The sequence below is a fragment of the Colwellia sp. KU-HH00111 genome (assembly GCF_040362745.1).
GTDB lineage: Bacteria > Pseudomonadota > Gammaproteobacteria > Enterobacterales > Alteromonadaceae > Colwellia.
In genome coordinates, this window is sequence record NZ_BAABWO010000001.1 from 568,081 (window position 1) to 585,021 (window position 16,941).

The 16,941-nt window shown below is 39.6% G+C and carries 18 protein-coding genes; 15 read left to right on the top strand and 3 right to left on the bottom strand.

From position 1 onward, the window contains the following. Positions 1-96: 96 nt before the first annotated feature. Both ABXG98_RS02475 and ABXG98_RS02480 read left to right on the top strand, forming a co-directional pair. Positions 97-753 (top strand): FlgO family outer membrane protein, encoded by a 657-nt coding sequence (locus ABXG98_RS02475; protein ID WP_353537092.1) that lies wholly within the window; start codon positions 97-99, stop codon positions 751-753. Positions 754-772: 19 nt separating this feature from the next. After that, the gene (locus tag ABXG98_RS02480; RefSeq protein ID WP_353537093.1) at positions 773-1,237 is read left to right on the top strand and encodes an LPP20 family lipoprotein; all 465 of its coding nucleotides are present in this window, start codon (positions 773-775) and stop codon (positions 1,235-1,237) included. Between the two features lie 28 nt (positions 1,238-1,265). Here ABXG98_RS02480 and ABXG98_RS02485 read toward each other — a convergent pair whose 3' ends face one another. The 3 genes from ABXG98_RS02485 to flgA all read right to left on the bottom strand — a co-directional run bounded on the left by ABXG98_RS02485 (position 1,266) and on the right by flgA (position 2,820). After that, positions 1,266-1,697 carry a flagella synthesis protein FlgN gene (locus ABXG98_RS02485; RefSeq protein ID WP_353537094.1) on the bottom strand — a complete coding sequence of 144 codons (432 nt, stop codon included), beginning with the start codon at positions 1,695-1,697 and terminating at the stop codon, positions 1,266-1,268. 21 nt (positions 1,698-1,718) lie between these two features. Beyond that, positions 1,719-2,033, bottom strand: coding sequence for a flagellar biosynthesis anti-sigma factor FlgM (flgM, locus tag ABXG98_RS02490; protein ID WP_353537095.1), 315 nt, complete (start codon positions 2,031-2,033; stop codon positions 1,719-1,721). Positions 2,034-2,127: 94 nt separating this feature from the next. Beyond that, the gene (flgA, locus tag ABXG98_RS02495; RefSeq protein WP_353537096.1) at positions 2,128-2,820 is read right to left on the bottom strand and encodes a flagellar basal body P-ring formation chaperone FlgA; all 693 of its coding nucleotides are present in this window, start codon (positions 2,818-2,820) and stop codon (positions 2,128-2,130) included. A 255-nt stretch (positions 2,821-3,075) separates the two neighbouring features. On the opposite strand from flgA, the gene ABXG98_RS02500 reads away from it, so the two are divergent. The 13 genes from ABXG98_RS02500 to flgL all read left to right on the top strand — a co-directional run bounded on the left by ABXG98_RS02500 (position 3,076) and on the right by flgL (position 16,814). Next, a complete protein-coding gene (locus tag ABXG98_RS02500; RefSeq protein ID WP_353537097.1) occupies positions 3,076-4,005 on the top strand; it encodes a chemotaxis protein in 930 nt (309 codons plus the stop codon). Between the two features lie 50 nt (positions 4,006-4,055). Next, positions 4,056-4,886, top strand: a complete 831-nt coding sequence (locus ABXG98_RS02505; protein WP_353537098.1) for a CheR family methyltransferase — start codon at positions 4,056-4,058, stop codon at positions 4,884-4,886. 150 nt (positions 4,887-5,036) lie between these two features. Further along, a complete protein-coding gene (gene flgB / locus ABXG98_RS02510) occupies positions 5,037-5,438 on the top strand; it encodes a flagellar basal body rod protein FlgB (RefSeq protein WP_353537099.1) in 402 nt (133 codons plus the stop codon). Beyond that, positions 5,438-5,857, top strand: coding sequence for a flagellar basal body rod protein FlgC (gene flgC, locus ABXG98_RS02515; RefSeq protein WP_353537100.1), 420 nt, complete (start codon positions 5,438-5,440; stop codon positions 5,855-5,857). Before flgB ends, flgC begins: the two co-directional genes overlap by 1 nt. Positions 5,858-5,873: 16 nt before the next feature. After that, positions 5,874-6,560 carry a flagellar hook assembly protein FlgD gene (locus ABXG98_RS02520; protein ID WP_353537101.1) on the top strand — a complete coding sequence of 229 codons (687 nt, stop codon included), beginning with the start codon at positions 5,874-5,876 and terminating at the stop codon, positions 6,558-6,560. A gap of 80 nt (positions 6,561-6,640) precedes the next feature. Next, positions 6,641-7,990 (top strand): flagellar hook protein FlgE, encoded by a 1,350-nt coding sequence (gene flgE / locus ABXG98_RS02525; protein ID WP_353537102.1) that lies wholly within the window; start codon positions 6,641-6,643, stop codon positions 7,988-7,990. Positions 7,991-8,215: 225 nt separating this feature from the next. After that, entirely contained in the window at positions 8,216-9,004 is a 789-nt protein-coding gene (locus ABXG98_RS02530) for a flagellar basal body rod protein FlgF (RefSeq protein ID WP_353537103.1), read from the top strand. 62 nt (positions 9,005-9,066) lie between these two features. Continuing rightward, complete coding sequence (flgG, locus tag ABXG98_RS02535) at positions 9,067-9,855, top strand: flagellar basal-body rod protein FlgG (protein ID WP_353537104.1); 789 nt, start codon at positions 9,067-9,069, stop codon at positions 9,853-9,855. A 235-nt stretch (positions 9,856-10,090) separates the two neighbouring features. Further along, positions 10,091-10,798 (top strand): flagellar basal body L-ring protein FlgH, encoded by a 708-nt coding sequence (flgH, locus tag ABXG98_RS02540; protein WP_353537105.1) that lies wholly within the window; start codon positions 10,091-10,093, stop codon positions 10,796-10,798. An 82-nt stretch (positions 10,799-10,880) separates the two neighbouring features. Next, positions 10,881-11,963 carry a flagellar basal body P-ring protein FlgI gene (locus ABXG98_RS02545; RefSeq protein WP_353537106.1) on the top strand — a complete coding sequence of 361 codons (1,083 nt, stop codon included), beginning with the start codon at positions 10,881-10,883 and terminating at the stop codon, positions 11,961-11,963. A 12-nt stretch (positions 11,964-11,975) separates the two neighbouring features. Next, entirely contained in the window at positions 11,976-13,061 is a 1,086-nt protein-coding gene (gene flgJ, locus ABXG98_RS02550) for a flagellar assembly peptidoglycan hydrolase FlgJ (protein WP_353537107.1), read from the top strand. A 72-nt stretch (positions 13,062-13,133) separates the two neighbouring features. Further along, the gene (gene flgK / locus ABXG98_RS02555; protein ID WP_353537108.1) at positions 13,134-15,209 is read left to right on the top strand and encodes a flagellar hook-associated protein FlgK; all 2,076 of its coding nucleotides are present in this window, start codon (positions 13,134-13,136) and stop codon (positions 15,207-15,209) included. 93 nt (positions 15,210-15,302) lie between these two features. Continuing rightward, a complete protein-coding gene (gene flgL / locus ABXG98_RS02560; protein ID WP_353537109.1) occupies positions 15,303-16,814 on the top strand; it encodes a flagellar hook-associated protein FlgL in 1,512 nt (503 codons plus the stop codon). Positions 16,815-16,941 lie beyond the last annotated feature (127 nt).

The window sequence follows — 16,941 nt, forward strand, 5'->3', positions numbered from 1 at the left end:
GCAACAATCAGTAATCAATAACCTAATACACAAAGTTGTCAGTGCTGTTGCTAAGCATTTCTTTAGCATTAACATTGGGCTATTAAGGGGAACATCATGAAAAAGTGGCTTATACCATTGCTTATTCCAACACTTTTATCTTGTAGTTTAATCTCAAGCGAAGAAAAAGAAGATAATTTTTATAAAGCTAAGCAAATTAAGCAGGATAAGATAGATACCTATAACCTTCCTAAACACGCGATCAATGATGTGGTGAAAGGCTTAGCCTATCAAATGCTTGAAAGTAGTGCCTTTGTTAACGCTAAAACACCTGTGGCTGTGGCTTCTTTTGTCAACTTGAAAGATCTAGAATCAACAAATTGGCTCGGCAACCAAATAGCTGAAAACTTTGTTCATGAGTTGCAACGTCATGGTTTAGTGGTTATCGATTATAAAGCGACAGGGCATATTCGTGTTACTAAAGAAGGTGATTATGTTTTTAGTCGAGATTGGAAAGAGTTGCCAGAACGTCAGATTATTGACTACATTGTTGCTGGCACAATGATGGAACAAAAAGATGGTATTATCATTAATGCACGTATGATTGGCATTCAGTCGCATGTTGTTGTTGCCACTGCACAGTCCTTTATTCCTAAATGGGTTATCGGCGAAGAAAAAAGTAAAAATAGAAATGTGAATATTAAAGATGGCATGATCATTAGAAGTAATGAACGCTTACTTGAAAATCAACGTGCTGTTGAAATTCAAAACTAATTGAGTAGGTGAAATTAAGATGAAATCATTAATTAACATCGTTATTGTGGCTATTAGTTTGGTGTTAGTGAGCGCTTGCTCTAGCGTTTACGACAAGCACATACAATGGCAAACAGTGCAGCCTGAACACTTTCCGGTTATTAGCGGTATTGGTCATGCGCCTATTAGCTTACAAAAATCAACGAATAAAACGCAGCGGATGTTAATGGCCATTAAAGCGTCAAAAATTGCCGCATATGTTGAGCTAGCTGAACAAGTATATGGTCAACAGGTTAATAGTAAAACGACCATGGCTGATATGTTAATAGAAAACCAAGCGTTAGCTGCCTCGGTTCAAGGGTTAATTCGTGGTGCAAAAGTAGTGAAAAGTTATCCTGTCGGTGATACTTATACAACTGAGCTCAGGTTAGACTTTAAAGATGTTTATGAAATATATCTGGCAAGTGTTAATCGTAAAGAAATTAAAGCAGTGCAATACTTTTAAACATTGCAATAACTGTGGGCTTTAGTGACTAGGCTTTAATACCAATTGACTTATTACTGATGGAGGTTTTACCTTTACTATCATAAGTCATAGTGTTATTTGAAATGCTTTTTTGTAGCATATTCTTAAAGCGATTTATCGCGATTTGACTATTATTAATGATTTGACCGTTTACTTCATTTTGTTGCTTACACTCATGTAATAAACTAATAATACGAGTGACTTGTTCACTGTGCGTAGGTTCTTCCTTTAACTGCTCAAGCGAGGTGTAATGACTAATCTCTTTATCGAGTTGGTTAATTTTAGTTAAAAGCGCTTCTTTATCAGCAGATGCTTGTTCAAGTACCGAAAGATCACGGTTTTTTAATATCTCAAGCTCATTACAAAGCAATCCATTAAGGTTGGTTAACTCCATTTCTTGACGGGTGAGCAATGACGATATTTTATCAGCGTCTTTCATAATTTAGCCTGTCGCCTTCAGTTAATCTTCAAGCAGATCAAATTCATAAGTAAGCATGTTTTTCATTAACTTTTCAGCATCAACTTTGTACTCGCCAGAAGTAATCGCTTGTTTAAGTTCATCAATTTTCTTCTGATCAACGGACGGTGCAGATGCCGTTTTCTTTTGTAATTCTTTAAGTTGTTGCGCTTGAGGCGTTAAAGAAACTGAATCACGGGCAACATGCTTTACCTGTGCATCATTGTTAGCAGTTTGTGCAGCATCTTGCTTCACTTGGGTCTGCTTACTTTGATGTACTTGAGATTGATTGTTCAAGTTATTGATATTTATAGTCATAATATTACCCTGCGGTAAAGTGTCGGTCTAAAAATTACTTTCTAACCTTTTTATCGGCAGGTAGTAAGATAACTTAAGTAAAAATTTAATAAAATTATAGGTTAATAGTTACTCGATTAATAGCACTAATTTCAGCTTTGATTACTCTACCTGATTGTGAGTTTTTCACCTTGATTTGTTGATGCAAGTTACCCGAGCTAAGGGCAATCCCTTTTGTTTTTATACTAAAGTTATTACTCTGCGCTTCAATAGTGACAACATTCCCTTTACAAATTAAGCAAACATTTCTCCGGGTTATTGTTCTGCCCTTGGCTATTCTTCTTTCAGCCTTGCTACCTAGCAATGCTTCTAGGTTGTTTAGCTTTTCACCACGTATTTTGTTTGGAGCTAAATATTCGATGCCGATATTGTTTTTTGACAATACTACGCCTTTTTCAATGTTATTCGTTGCGACGACTACCGCGAAAGAACGTTCTACTTTAGCATGTAAATATATTTGCCATGGTGTTGAATCAGCGCAACTTATTTTAATATTTACGTTTCTACGATTAATATTTTCAGGTATATTGGCTTGCAGAGGCGTTTGGCAGGAATTAATTACCACCCTGGGATCTATGCTTGATATTTCAAAAGCTATTTTACCATCAACAGGGGGAAGTATATTTTCGGTTAAGTAGTTTTTCGCAAATGACTCAATGTAGGCGCTATTCCATGTAATTGCTAAGCTTTCGACAGAGAAAAAGGCAATTAAGTACACAATAGATAAAAAAACTTTAATAATTTGCATGATTTTTGTTATTTATCTCTAGGTTAATTTAAATACTCGACTATGCTTAAACTAATATAACATAGTGATAATTACGTCAATTTTGTCAAAGAACTTGATTTTCATAGCGGCTAGCGATCTTTTACATCATCACAGCCAAAAGAAAACACATTTTTTTGACACTTATTATGACTAATAATAAACATACTCAAGAATTGTGCCTTCTTTTGATGTTTAAGAGACAAAAAGATATTTCTGATTACAAATGAGGTTTTTATGGCAGGTATATTAGATGCAGTAAACCAACGAACACAACTCGTTGGTCAAAATAGATTAGAGCTACTCCTATTTAAATTAGTGGCTAGACAACGTTTTGGCATTAATGTTTTTAAAGTAAGAGAAGTATTACAGTGCCCTAAGTTAACCGCTTTACCTAAACAAGATGGTTTTATCAAAGGCGTTGCTCATATACGTGGGCAAACAATCTCTGTGATTGACTTAAGTAAGGCGATAGGCGGCCCAGCTATTACTCAAACGGATGAGTCCTTTATTATTATCGCTGAATACAACCGAAGCGTTCAAGGGTTTCTTGTAGCTGGCGTTGAGCGAATTGTAACTCTAAGTTGGGCTGATATGATGCCACCACCAGAAGGTGCTGGAAAGTCGAGCTATTTAACCGCCGTGACTGAAATAGATAATGAAATGATATCTATTTTAGATGTTGAAAAAATACTCAATGAAATAACACCTGTTTCAACTGAATTAAGTGATGGTATAGCGGATGAAACTGTTGGTGAAGAATTAGGCGATCGCATGGTAATGATTGCTGATGATTCAACTGTGGCGCGTAATCAAGTACGTAGAGCACTTGAGCCATTAGGTATTAATATGCTGTTGGCAAAAAATGGTCAAGATGCGTTAGATCAATTACTTGCTATTGCTGAAACATGTAATCACAGCATTACAGAAAAAGTTGCCTTGATGGTATCTGATATTGAAATGCCTGAGATGGATGGTTATACCTTAACTGCAGAAGTGAAAGGCAATGAACGTATGGCTAAAATGCCTATTATTTTACATACGTCATTAAGTGGGGTATTTAATAATGCAATGGTTGCTAAGGTTGGAGCCGATGACTTTATTCCTAAATTTCATCCTGATGAACTAGCGGTGGCTGTTAAAAAGTGGCTCCACCACGAGCCATAGTTTAAACCGTTTTATGTTGTATGAATTTAAAAAATTAGGAAACAGTTATAGTGTCTGAAAAAGAACTTGACGATAAAAGTTATCATCAATTTAGAGCATTTTTAGAACAGCAATGTGGCATAGTGCTAGGGGAAAATAAGCAATACCTAGTTAAAAGCCGACTAGCTCCGCTGATGAATAAATTTGGTGTTAACTCTCTTGACGAGTTATTAACCCTCACCTTATCGCCGGTTGAGCGGCAACTTCGTGCGGCTGTGATTGACGCAATGACCACGAATGAGACCTTATGGTTTCGTGATGATTATCCATTTAAACTGCTAAAGAGTAAGATATTACCAGATTTTGCAAATCAAAAGTCGCCGGTAAAAATTTGGTCCGCGGCTAGCTCTTCAGGTCAGGAGCCTTATTCGATTGCAATGTCATTGTTAGAATATAAACAAAGTAATCCTGGCGCTTTTGCTCGTGGAGTCAATGTCACTGGCACTGATATTTCAACTACCATGCTTGAACACTGCAATTATGCGCATTATGACTCGCTCGCTTTAGCTAGAGGTTTATCCCCTGAACGTAAAAAACAGTTTTTCGAAGTGGGTGATAACGGCATGTTAAAAGTCAAAGATGAAGTCAAGTCACTGGTTAATTTTCGGCAAATGAACTTACTCAATAGTTATAGTTTAATCGGAAAATTTGACATTGTTTTTTGTCGAAATGTACTTATCTATTTTTCAGCTGAGCTTAAAGCACAGATTATTAGTCAAATTCATGGCACGTTAAACCCCGGTGGCTACCTCTTTTTAGGTGCATCTGAATCACTGTCAGGTTTTAGCGATAGTTTTTCGATGTTACGATGTAATCCAGGTATTGTGTATCAAAAAAAATAACTTAAGGTTGTTCATACCTGTGAACGCTTTTGTGTTTATCATTATCCATTGACTGGATTTAACTACCCCACCCAAATTATCTAATTAACCCCATCTGTTGGCATAATTATTGAATGACTTTACCTTAAATGCAATTAACGGTGAGTTATTATGGCTATCGGATTTGATAAAGGTTTTGAACTTCATGCCCAAGGCATGCTTTTGCGCGGTCAAAGAGCAGAGGTGATTGCGAGTAATATTGCGAATGCCGACACTCCTGGTTACAAAGCCAAAGGTATGGACTTTCAAAAAGCCATGCAACAAGCAAATCAACAACAGCAAACGGGCATGAGTCGAACTCACGCTAAACACTTTGATGTGCGTACTGAACTTAATAACCACGTCGATTTTCGCATTCCCGATCAACCTGATACTGGCGATGGTAATACTGTAGATGTTCAAGTGGAACGAAACTTGTATCTAGAAAACTCATTAGAGTATCAAGCGGGTGTGCAGTTTCTTAACGGTAAGATAAAAGCACTGAAAAATGTCATCTCAGGGGGTAAAGCATAATGAGCCTTTTTAACGTATTCAACATCACTGGTAGCGGTATGAGCGCACAATCAATGCGCTTAAATACCACCGCAAGTAATATTGCTAATGCCGATAGTGTCAGTTCTAGTATTGATGAAACTTACCGCGCTCGTCATCCCGTTTTTGCCGCTGCTATGCAAAAAGCTGCCGATGGTCAACAGGGGAGTGTAGGTGTAAATGTTTTAGGTGTAGTAGAAAGCAACAAACCTTTAAACATTGAGTATTCGCCAGAGCATCCTATGGCAGATAAGGACGGTTATATATATAAGCCTAATGTCAATGTGATTGAAGAAATGACCAATATGATCTCAGCATCCCGTTCGTACCAAACCAACGTTCAACTAGCTGAATCAGCCAAGAACATGTTGAATAAAACCCTTCAACTTGGTCAAAGATAGTCAATAGGAGTAAGAAATGGAAACTGTTAAAAGTGCAAATACTTTAGACTCGCTTCGTTGGCAACAAGAAGAATATAAAGTCGCTGATGATAGCCAGGGTATGCTTACTCAAGCCGATTTTTTTGCTTTACTGACCAAAGAGCTGGCAAACCAAGATCCCACTAAGCCTGTTGATAATAACGAAATGATCTCGCAAATGACAGCCTTCTCAACAACCGATGGCGTGCAAGAGCTTAACGAACAATTCAATTCGTTTGCTAGCTCAATGACATCTAACCAAGCCTTACAAGCTTCTTCATTGGTTGGTCGCAGTGTTTTGGTCGACGAGAATGTGTTTGGTTTATACGATGGAGAGCTTGTCAAAGGTAAAATCTCCACTGAAGTACCGGCTAGCAATGTCAATATATATGTTGAAAATGCTGCAGGTGAAATCATTCAAAGTATTCCTGTTGGCAGCATAGGTGCTGGCGGCGGCAACTTTACTTGGGATGGTGCCATGAGTGATGGCAGTACAGCGCCACCGGGAGCTTACCGTTTTAGAATTGCAGGTATGGTAGACGGCGAAGCCGCTGAACTCCAAGCCATGACCTTTCGAAAAGTTGACAGCGTTACACTAGCTGGCAATGGCGGCAGTGTCTTATTAAACCTTAATGGTGGGGGCTCTATGCCACTTAATGAAGTCGTTGAAGTATCAGAAGGTTAACTAAAGTTTTTAGCCGTACCCAGAATGTAGAGACTAAAAATAGTTACCTACAAGAACAGAATTTTTAAGAGGATTAGATTATGTCATTTAATATAGCATTAAGCGGATTAAACGCAGCGCAAAAAGATTTAGACGTAACATCAAATAATATCGCCAACGTTAACACCATTGGTTTTAAAGAATCACGAGCTGAATTTGTTGATGTTTATGCATCATCATTGTTGTCAGGGGGTAAAACCAAAGCCGGTGATGGTGTATTAACGGCAGAGGTTGCACAGCAGTTTTCTCAAGGTAGCATTCAATTTACGCAAAATTCTCTTGATTTAGCGATTACTGGAACTGGCTTTTTTGCCACAGTACCGGGTATCGATAGCTTAGAAAAAAGCTATACTCGTGCTGGCCAATTTAAATTAAATGATGACAACTTTATTGTTAACTCTAACGGTGGTCATCTATTAGGTTTTCCGGTTAATGATGATGGCTCATCGTCCTCCGTGAGTTTAAGTACCGCCTCACCTATTCAAATACCTACTTCGTCAGGAGCACCTAAATTCTCTACTGAAGTAGATATTAGAATGAATGTACCCGCAGGCGATGCCTACATTACCGGCGCGCCGTTAAATTTTGACCCAACCGACCCGCTAACCTTTAATAACTCAACTTCAGTGACTATTTTTGACTCTTTAGGTGATAGCCATGTGATGACCTATTATTTTATAAAAGATGATCCTTTAACCAGTCCAAATGAATGGATTTTATTTGCTGCTGTTGATGGTATTCCTATCAACTTAGAAGATCCATTGGCCGATTCCGCAGCAGATGGTCGTCAAAATGCAGGCGGATTAATTGGTGGTCGTTTAGAGTTTACTAGCGGAGGTGATTTTAGTGCTATCAACCCAACAACAGGTTTTACTACCATAGCTTTTGGTAGCACTATTTTAGCCAATGGCGCTGACCCTGCACAAGCTATTACCATTGATTTTAACCTTGATACTGCTGGCCCAAACCCGAATGAACCGACCCAATTTGCTTCTAACTTTGAGGTAACCTCTTTATCACAAGATGGTTTAGCCGTTGGGCGGTTAACTGGAATTGATATTAGTACAGATGGTTTAATTCGAGCAACCTACAGTAATGGTACCTCACAACCGTTAAAACGCATTACCATGGTTAATTTTGCTAATGAGCAGGGCTTAACCCAAATCGGTGGAACCTCATGGCGTGAAAGCCTTGTTTCTGGTGAGGCCCTTGCCGGTGAAGCAGGCTCAGGCACCTTTGGTACCATAAATTCAAAAGCATTAGAGCAAGCCAATGTTAATCTTACTACTGAGTTAATTGATTTAATTTCAGCACAACGAAACTTCCAAGCCAATTCAAGAGCGCTAGAAGTTGATAACCAGTTGAACCAAACCATTTTACAAATTAGATAATAAGCTTAAGTATTTTGTAGAGGGGTAATTTTTTGCCCTTCTAGTAGGCTTGAATATACATCCAGTTTATTAATAAAGAAAGCTGCTCGTTAAGTAACAATCACTACTTAGCTAGCAGTTTTTTGTTTTTCTCCCCACCCATTACTCGCCTTTTAAATCTTAGTAGCGTTCTGGCATTTTTTTTGCATTTATCAAGTTAACAATTTTAACTACTGGTAAACCATTATGGATAAGATGCTTTATATTGCCATGAGCGGTGCCAAGCAAAACATGCATGCCTTGGCTGTTAATGCCAATAACCTTGCGAATGCTAAAACTACGGGCTTTAAAGCTGATTTAGCACAGGCGCGAAGTATGCAAGCTTTTGGTGAGGGGCAGGCAACACGTGTTTTTTCGATGACCGAACGCGCAAGCCAAAATTTTGACTCTGGCGCATTGTTAACCACAGGGCGCTCTCTTGACTTGGCTATTGCCGGTGATGGTTGGTTTGCTGTGCAAGCCCCACCAGTGACTAAGTCTAATGGACAGGTTGGCACATTAACACTGGGTGCTTCGAGTGAAGCCTATACCCGGCAGGGACATTTACGTCTTACTGAAAATGGCAATCTAGAAACCTCTAATGGAGAATTAGTGTTAGGGGATAATGGCCCGATTGTGTTGCCTTTACCCGTTAACAATATACAAATCTCAGCCGACGGAACCATCATGGTTCAACCAGAAGGTGCGCCTAACACTGTACAAGAAAATGTCGGACGTATTAAGTTAGTCAACCCTGATGTGCGCTTGTTAGAAAAAGGCAACGATGGCTTGTTTCGCCGTAAGGATGGCGACACCGAACTGGCAGATGCAGGTGTTCAGGTGCGAGGAGGAATGCTTGAGTCAAGTAATGTTAATCCAATTAATGAAATGACAGCGATGATTGCTTTACAAAGGCAATTTGAAATGCAGTTAAAAATGATGAAAACGGCAGAAGAAATTGATGCCAGCAGCTCTTCGTTATTACGTGCGTTCTAACGGTTATTCAGTCAATTCAGCGTGAACGTGTATTGCGCAGAGACAAAAATTTGAGGTGATATATGAACCCAGCATTATGGATAAGTAAAACAGGCTTAGATGCGCAAACTAAAGATATTGCGGTAATTTCTAATAACTTAGCCAACGCCAGTACTGTAGGTTTTAAAAAGAGTCGAGCTGTTTTTGAAGATTTACTCTATCAAAATATAAACCAACCGGGTGGGCGAACCGCTGATGATAGTGAAGCACCTTCAGGTTTAATGCTTGGTGCAGGTACTAAAGTAGTGGCAACCCAAAAAATTCATACCCAAGGCGATATGTTGACTACTGATAATGCTTTAGATCTTATGATCCAAGGCGAAGGCTTTTTTGAAATATTATTAGCTGATGGTTCGTCGGCGTATAGCCGCAATGGTCAGTTTGCCTTAGATTCTGAAGGGAATATGGTTACGCCGGGGGCAGGTTATATTCTACAGCCGCAAATTACCATTCCTGATAACGCATTAAGTGTGGTTGTCTCTCAAGATGGTGAAGTATCAGTAACGGTTCAAGGCCAGGCTGAGCCAGCAGTTGTTGGGCAAATTAATACGGTTAATTTTGTCAACCCAACAGGGCTCCAGCCGATAGGACAAAATTTATACACAGAAACAGCGGTTAGTGGCGCACCGCAGCAAGGCGTTCCTGGGCTAGAAGGCTTTGGTATGGTATTGCAAGGTTCGTTAGAAACATCCAACGTGAATACCACTGAAGAGCTAGTTAATTTAATTGAAACACAACGGGTTTATGAAATGAATTCAAAAGTCATTTCTGCGGTTGATGAAATGCTCAGTTATATCAATCAACAGTTGTAATACGGGTTTTATTGTCAATGTTGTTAGCGCTTTATTTAACACCGTTAGTGCAAATTGGGCCATTGCCCGAACAAGGGTAAATACATCGCCCCAAAGATGTAGGTTGGACTTTAGTCCGACAAAGAGGCATGAATTTGCCCTTTCATGGATACATTTTTTGGGTCTGTACGAAGTAAAAAGACACAAAAATTTGTATTTAAAGCGTTAGATTAAAAGTAATACGTAGGAGGCAGTAATGAAAAATATAATACTTCAAGGGTGCTTGAATGTAGTCATTGCTTTATTCATCGTTCAGCTAGGTGCTTGTAGCAATACGGTTGAGTTAAGTAAAGCACTACCTAATGATCCTGATTTTGCCCCCATATTACCTGAAGCTGAAGAAGAGGCAATTATACCAACGGGCTCTTTGTTCAAAGAGAATTATGTTAATAACATTTACTCTGATTCAAAGGCGCATCGTGTTGGCGATATTATTGCCGTTATTTTGAGCGAAAGCACACAAGCCAATAAAAATGCGAAAACAGAATTGAAAAAAGAGACAGATTCGGCGTTAGACCCGGTAGTTGGTTTAAACGGCCTGCCAGCGACCATTGGTGGTAACAGTTTGCAATTTGGTATCACGCAAAATAGTAAATTCAAGGGTGATTCAAAGGCGGATCAGAGTAATAGTCTAAGTGGGAATATTTCTGTACACGTTTTAAGAGTGCTACCCAATGGTAACCTGATGATCCGTGGTGAAAAATGGCTAACCTTAAACAATGGTGATGAATACATTAGATTAACAGGTGTTATTCGCCCTAAAGATATCAATTCAAATAACACAATATTGTCTACAAAAATAGCCAATGCACGTATTCAATATGCGGGCACAGGCAGTTTTGCCGATAGCAACGAACAAGGTTGGTTAACCAAATTCTTCAATAGTACTTGGTGGCCATTGTAAGCTGTTTTTTACATGGTTTTTGCGCATCCAAGTTTTCGCGCATCCAAAGCAAAGTTTAGTTTAGCCAATAGCAGGTAACAATATGAAAGCAGTATTCACAATTATTCTCATCTTCTTCACTTTGGCAAGTCATGCTCAGCGTATTAAAGATTTGGCCGACGTTGCAGGGGTTCGCTCTAACCAACTGGTTGGCTATGGTTTGGTTGTCGGTTTACCAGGTACGGGTGAACAAAGCCCTTTTACGGAACAAAGTTTCAAAACTATGTTGAGTAACTTTGGTATCACTATGCCAGAAAGCTTAAAGCCAAAAATTAAAAATGTTGCTGCAGTTGCAGTACATGCAGAATTAACTGCTTTTGCAAAATCAGGACAAAGCATTGATGTGACGGTTTCAAGTATTGGCAGTGCGCAAAGTTTACGAGGCGGAACTTTACTACAGACCATGTTGATAGGTCTTGATGGTAACGCTTATGCCGTTGCACAAGGGAGTTTAGTCGTCAGTGGCCTAGGTGCAGGTGGGCTTGATGGCTCTAAAATTTTAGTGAATACACCAACGGTGGGACGCATTTCTAATGGCGCAACGGTAGAGCGAGAAGTTAAGTCGCCGTTTTCCCAAGGTGATCACATCACTTTTAACTTGCACAAATCAGATTTTACTACAGCAAAACGTTTATCCGACACCATTAATGATTTTATTGCAGGCTCGGCTAAAGCCCTTGATGCTACTTCAGTACAAGTCAGTGCGCCACGAGATATTTCTGATCGGGTAAGTTTTTTGTCAGTCATAGAAAACTTAGAGTTTGAGCCAGCGTCACCTGCGGCAAAAATTATTGTCAACTCAAGAACCGGCACAATAGTGATAGGCTCTGAAGTACAGCTTCTTCCCGCAGCGGTCACCCATGGTGGTATTACGGTAACGATTAACGAAGCAAAAAATGTCAGCCAACCTAATGCATTCGCTGATGGTGATACGGCAGTAACCAATGAGTCAAGTGTCAATGTCACGCAAGAAAATGCCCGCATGTTTGTTTTTCAACCAGGGATCACTTTAGACACTTTGGTCAGAGCGATTAATGAAGTCGGTGCTGGTCCGGGTGATGTTATGGCTATTTTAGAAGCGTTGGATCAAGCCGGTGCCATTCGCGGCGAAATTATCGTGATTTAATGGTGGTTGTTTATGAGTGATAGTTTAATAAATACAGCAAACTTTGACCAAGCCCGTAACGCGCTTGAACTTAATGGTTTGAATGCCATTCGCCAACAATCAAAAGGCGCTGATGGAGAGGGAAAACAGGCCGCATTACAAGAAGCGGCACAGCAATTTGAAGCGATTTTTATGCAAATGCTATTAAAAAGTATGCGTAAAGCTCAAGAAGTGTTGGAGTCAGATAGCCCATTTAACTCCCAGTCAACCAAGTTTTACCGTGATATGCATGATCAGCAACTTGGACTTGAGTTGTCGTCTAACGGTACATTAGGTTTATCAGAGCTGATAGTGAGACAGCTAGGCGGTGATGATAACTTTACTCCGAGTACGGTATTGCGGAACGATGGTAATATTGAACAGGTAAAAAACGCGAGTAAGCAAGCCTATTTAAAAAGTGTTAGTCCACCTTTGGCTGCTGACCTTAATGATACAGCTAATCCTTCTGTTTTTACTCCCTCTACGTTTGTAAGTGCAGACATTCATGAAAAAGACACTAACGTGCCATTAGTCATGAATACGGTGAACAATAATTCAAACAATGTAAATAACAAAAACAAGCAAAGCGTCAATTTTACCACGCCAACTTTTGCTGAGCCTAAAGACTTTGTCAGTGCCTTGACAGAGCCTGCGAAAGCGATTCAAGAGAGGTTAGGGGTTCCCTTTCAAGTTATTATTGCACAAGCGGCCCTTGAAACCGGTTGGGGGCAAAAAATAATTAAAGACCAACAAGGCAGTAGTTCAAATAACTTATTCAATATTAAAGCAAATAAACAGTGGACAGGTGAGCAAATACAAAAGGACACCTTAGAGTTTGAGCAAGGCGCCATGGTTAAAAAATCAGCCCCTTTTCGATCTTACCAATCCTTATCTGAAAGCTTTAAAGATTATGCTGATTTTCTTATTGGCAATGACAGATATCAAGACGCATTAGAAAATCCGAGTAATGTGGAGCATTTCTTGCAGGGTTTACAAAAAGCAGGCTATGCGACCGATCCTAATTATGCCAATAAAATTATGGCTACACTTCGCACAGTCACCAACTTAATTTCAAACTAGTTTTGTTTGGTTAAATAGTACCTTATAAAACGATAGGTCAGCGTTTACACTGGCTGTGAGGGAGTGTTAGTTATGTCAGTTAATTTATATGGACTGGGTGTTCAAGGATTGCTCGTAGCAAAGCAATCCCTTGATACAGTGGGTCACAATATTGCTAACGTCAATACTGAAGGTTATTCACGCCAAGGTACTGTGCAAATTTCTTCTGGCGGACAGCAGTTCGGCAATGGCTTTGCGGGCCTAGGTACCCAAATAGATGATGTGGTTAGAAGTTTTGATAAATTCTCTTTCGTTGATTTACAAAGCAATACCAGTAATTTGAATTATAACCAGTTTTTTCTCGACAGTGTGACGCGTGTCGATCAAGTGGTATCAGATAATGACACGTCAATTACCAGTATCTTAGGTCAGTTCTTTTCGGCCTTTAACACTGTTTCTGATAACCCTAACTCGTTGGAATCACGTAATCATTTGATTGAAATTTCGAAAAGTATGACTTCAACCTTTTCCCGATTAAATGATCAACTTGAGCTACAATATCGGTCATTAAACAATGATGTTGAAAATATAGCCCAAGAAATGACCGCATTGGCGAAAAACTTAGCTGAAACTAATGCTGAAATTCAACAGGTTTGGGACAATGGCAGCAAGCATTTACCTAATGATTTATTAGATCAAAGAGATCGCATAATCCTAGAGATTAGTGAATATACTGATGTCTCAACTGTTGTTCAAGATAATGGCGCAATAAACCTATTTGTTGGCACAGGTCAGCCACTGGTATTAGGGCATAATGCATTTAAAGTTGAAGCAATTGTTGATGCAACAGACAACTCTAAACTTGAATTGGCACTAACAAGTAAGGGGACAACCCAACGCCTGCGTGGTGAATTGATGGGCGGTAAAATTCAAGCAGTTTATAACTTTAGAGATAATGTATTAGATACAACATTTAATCAATTGGGGCAAACCGCTATCGGTATAGGTCATTTGATTAATGAGCAGCAAAAGCAAGGCTTAGACTTGAATATGCAAGTAGGCGCTAACTTCTTTAATGATGTTAACAGTGTCAATGCCATGGCTCAGAGAGCTTTACCTACGGATGATGGACTAGGTGAAGCGACATTGGGGGTGCAAATTGAAGATGTGTCGTTATTGACAGCAGACGACTTTGAATTGAAAGTGCTAAGTTATGCAGCGGGTCCACCAGAAACCGTACAGTTTCAATTAACGAATTTAGGGGATGGCACGCAACTCACTTTACCCGCAGCAGGCGCGCAAGATTTAACCGTTTCTCGTAATATTGATGTCGCTCAATATGGTTTTAGTATCAATGTTGACGCCGTGAGTGTCACCGATCCGCTTCAGGTAGATAAACGCTTTGAACTCAGACCAACTCATTTTGGCGCGCAGCGATTTGAAACCCAAATAACCGATTCATCTTTGGTTGCTGCTGCTGGAAATCAAATTTTAATTACCGAAGGTGCAACCAATACTGGGGTAAGTAAATCACGTATTACGCAAATTACTGCGCCAAATGATATTAATTATCCATCACCAGAAGATTTAACCACCACTCCAGTTACACCAGCAAAAGGCTTGCGTATTGAAGTGGTAGAAGCGCCATTAGGCACTTTTACTTACCAAGTGCTTGATGCTAATACCGGTGTTCCTATTGAAGAGCCTCCAGGTACGCCATTAACAGGGTTAGCATTTACGGCGCCTCAACAAACTATCAGTCATGCCGGTTTCGATATTGAAATTGCCATAGAGGATACGGCTGCACTTGATAGTTATACTTTTACGCTTGATTATAATGAAACAGGTGCTGGTAGCAATGAAAACGCCTTAGTTATGTCCGCGTTTCAAACAGACAAAACCCTTAATAAAGGCCGTTCTACCTTTCAAGATAACTATGCATTGATGTCATCGGATATTGGTACCATCACTAGTAGTGCTGAAGTAAGAGTGCAGTCATCAGAAGTGCTGTATGAACAAGCTAGTAATCGAGTTACTTCCTACTCAGGGGTAAACTTGGATGAAGAAGCGGCAGATTTATTAAAATACCAAACAGCTTACAATGCTGCGGCAAAAATAGTCTCCATTGCTGATGAATTAATGGAAACCTTACTTACCTCACTAAGGTAATCTGTATCCCCCGTCAATCCTATGACAGCGTCTATGGCACTAACTTTGCATTTGAACAAGGTAATTAATTCAAATGCAAAGTAAGGGGCTGTTGTGCGTATTTCAACTCAAACATTTTTTCAACGAAATACAACATCTATTCTAGAAAGCCAAGCGCGAACCAGTAATTTAAATGTTCACTTGACTGAAGGAAAGCGTGTTTTACACGGCTCTGATGATCCTGTTGCCATCGCCACTATTCAACGACTTAAACAAACAATTTCAGTCAATGAGCAATACGTTAAAAATATTGAAGTGGCAGATGCTGCAAATGCTCAAGAAGAATCAACTTTAGGGCAAATGGTGAATGTATTACAGCGCGTGCGTGAGCTGATGGTTTCTGCAGGCGATGGTATTTATAGCCTAGAAAACTTAGAAACGGTTGCACAAGAATTAGAAGAATTAAAAGAAGAGTTGGTAGGTTTAGGTAATACCCGAGATGGTCATAGTGAGTATATTTTTGCTGGCTATGATGTTGATACAAAGCCTTTTCAAGTGAATGAGTTTGGTCAGGTCGAGTTTCTTGGCGATAAAGGCGTACGTGAATTACAAGTGGGTTCAGGCGTTGATGCGGCTATCAATGATTCTGGTTTTGACTTAATGATGAATTTATCTAGTGGTAATGGCTCTTTTAAATCGACTTTGGGAGCGGCAAATACCGGATCAGGTGTAATTGAACAAGGTGTAGTGTTTGATCCCGCAATCGCGAGTAGTTTTCAAGGAGAAGAGTACAGTATCCATATCACTGAGCCCGGTGCTGGTTTGCCAACAGAATATAGCGTTTATAGTATTGAGGCGGCAAGTGTTGCCGGCGCGGCGACGGTAAAACTTGCCACTGTTGATTTAAATGACCCAGCTATTACTTCGGTTAATCCAGCAGATGTATATCCTGGCGTTAATAGTGCAGTAAATGTAGTGTTTTTTGCAACTGCAACGCCTGGTGAGTTTGAAGTACAAATAAATGGGCAATCATCTTTGCCAACAATTTATGACGCTAATACGGCAACTGCTCAGCAAATTTCAATTGATGGAATGACAGTTGAAGTTGAGGGAATTCCTTTAGCTGCAGATACCTACCAAATTAATAAATACATAGCACCAACGCAATATAACCAAGGTCAAAGTATCGAATTTAATGGGGTGAGAACCTCGCTTAAAGGTGAACCTTTAGATAAAGATGCTTTTACTTTAACGCCTAGTAGTAATACCGACATTTTTACCACCATTCAAAGTGCTATTGATGCAATGAGAATACCTGGTGATACCGACACTCAAGAAGCATTACGACTTACCCGATTAAATATGGCGCAATTAGAGTTAGATAATGGCTTAGACCATATAGTTAACACACGCTCAAGAGTGGGTGCACGCATGCAAACCCTGATAAGCCAAACCTCAATTAGTGAAGAATTCAAATTAGTTTCGCAGACGGCTATGTCAAAACTTGAAGATTTAGATATGGCAAAAGCGATCAGCGATCTACAGCTGGAACAGACCAAACTAGAGGTGGCTCAGCAAACCTTTGTACAGCTGCAGCGCCTGAATTTATTCGATCTTATTCGATGAATACTCGACAGGAATAATATTTTGAAGAGTTGGCACATTTTTAGCTTAACTTATATACAACAACAAAATACAACTGTTTTTTGACACTTAACTGGCAACTAATTGCCAACCGCAAGAAAAAGCGGCA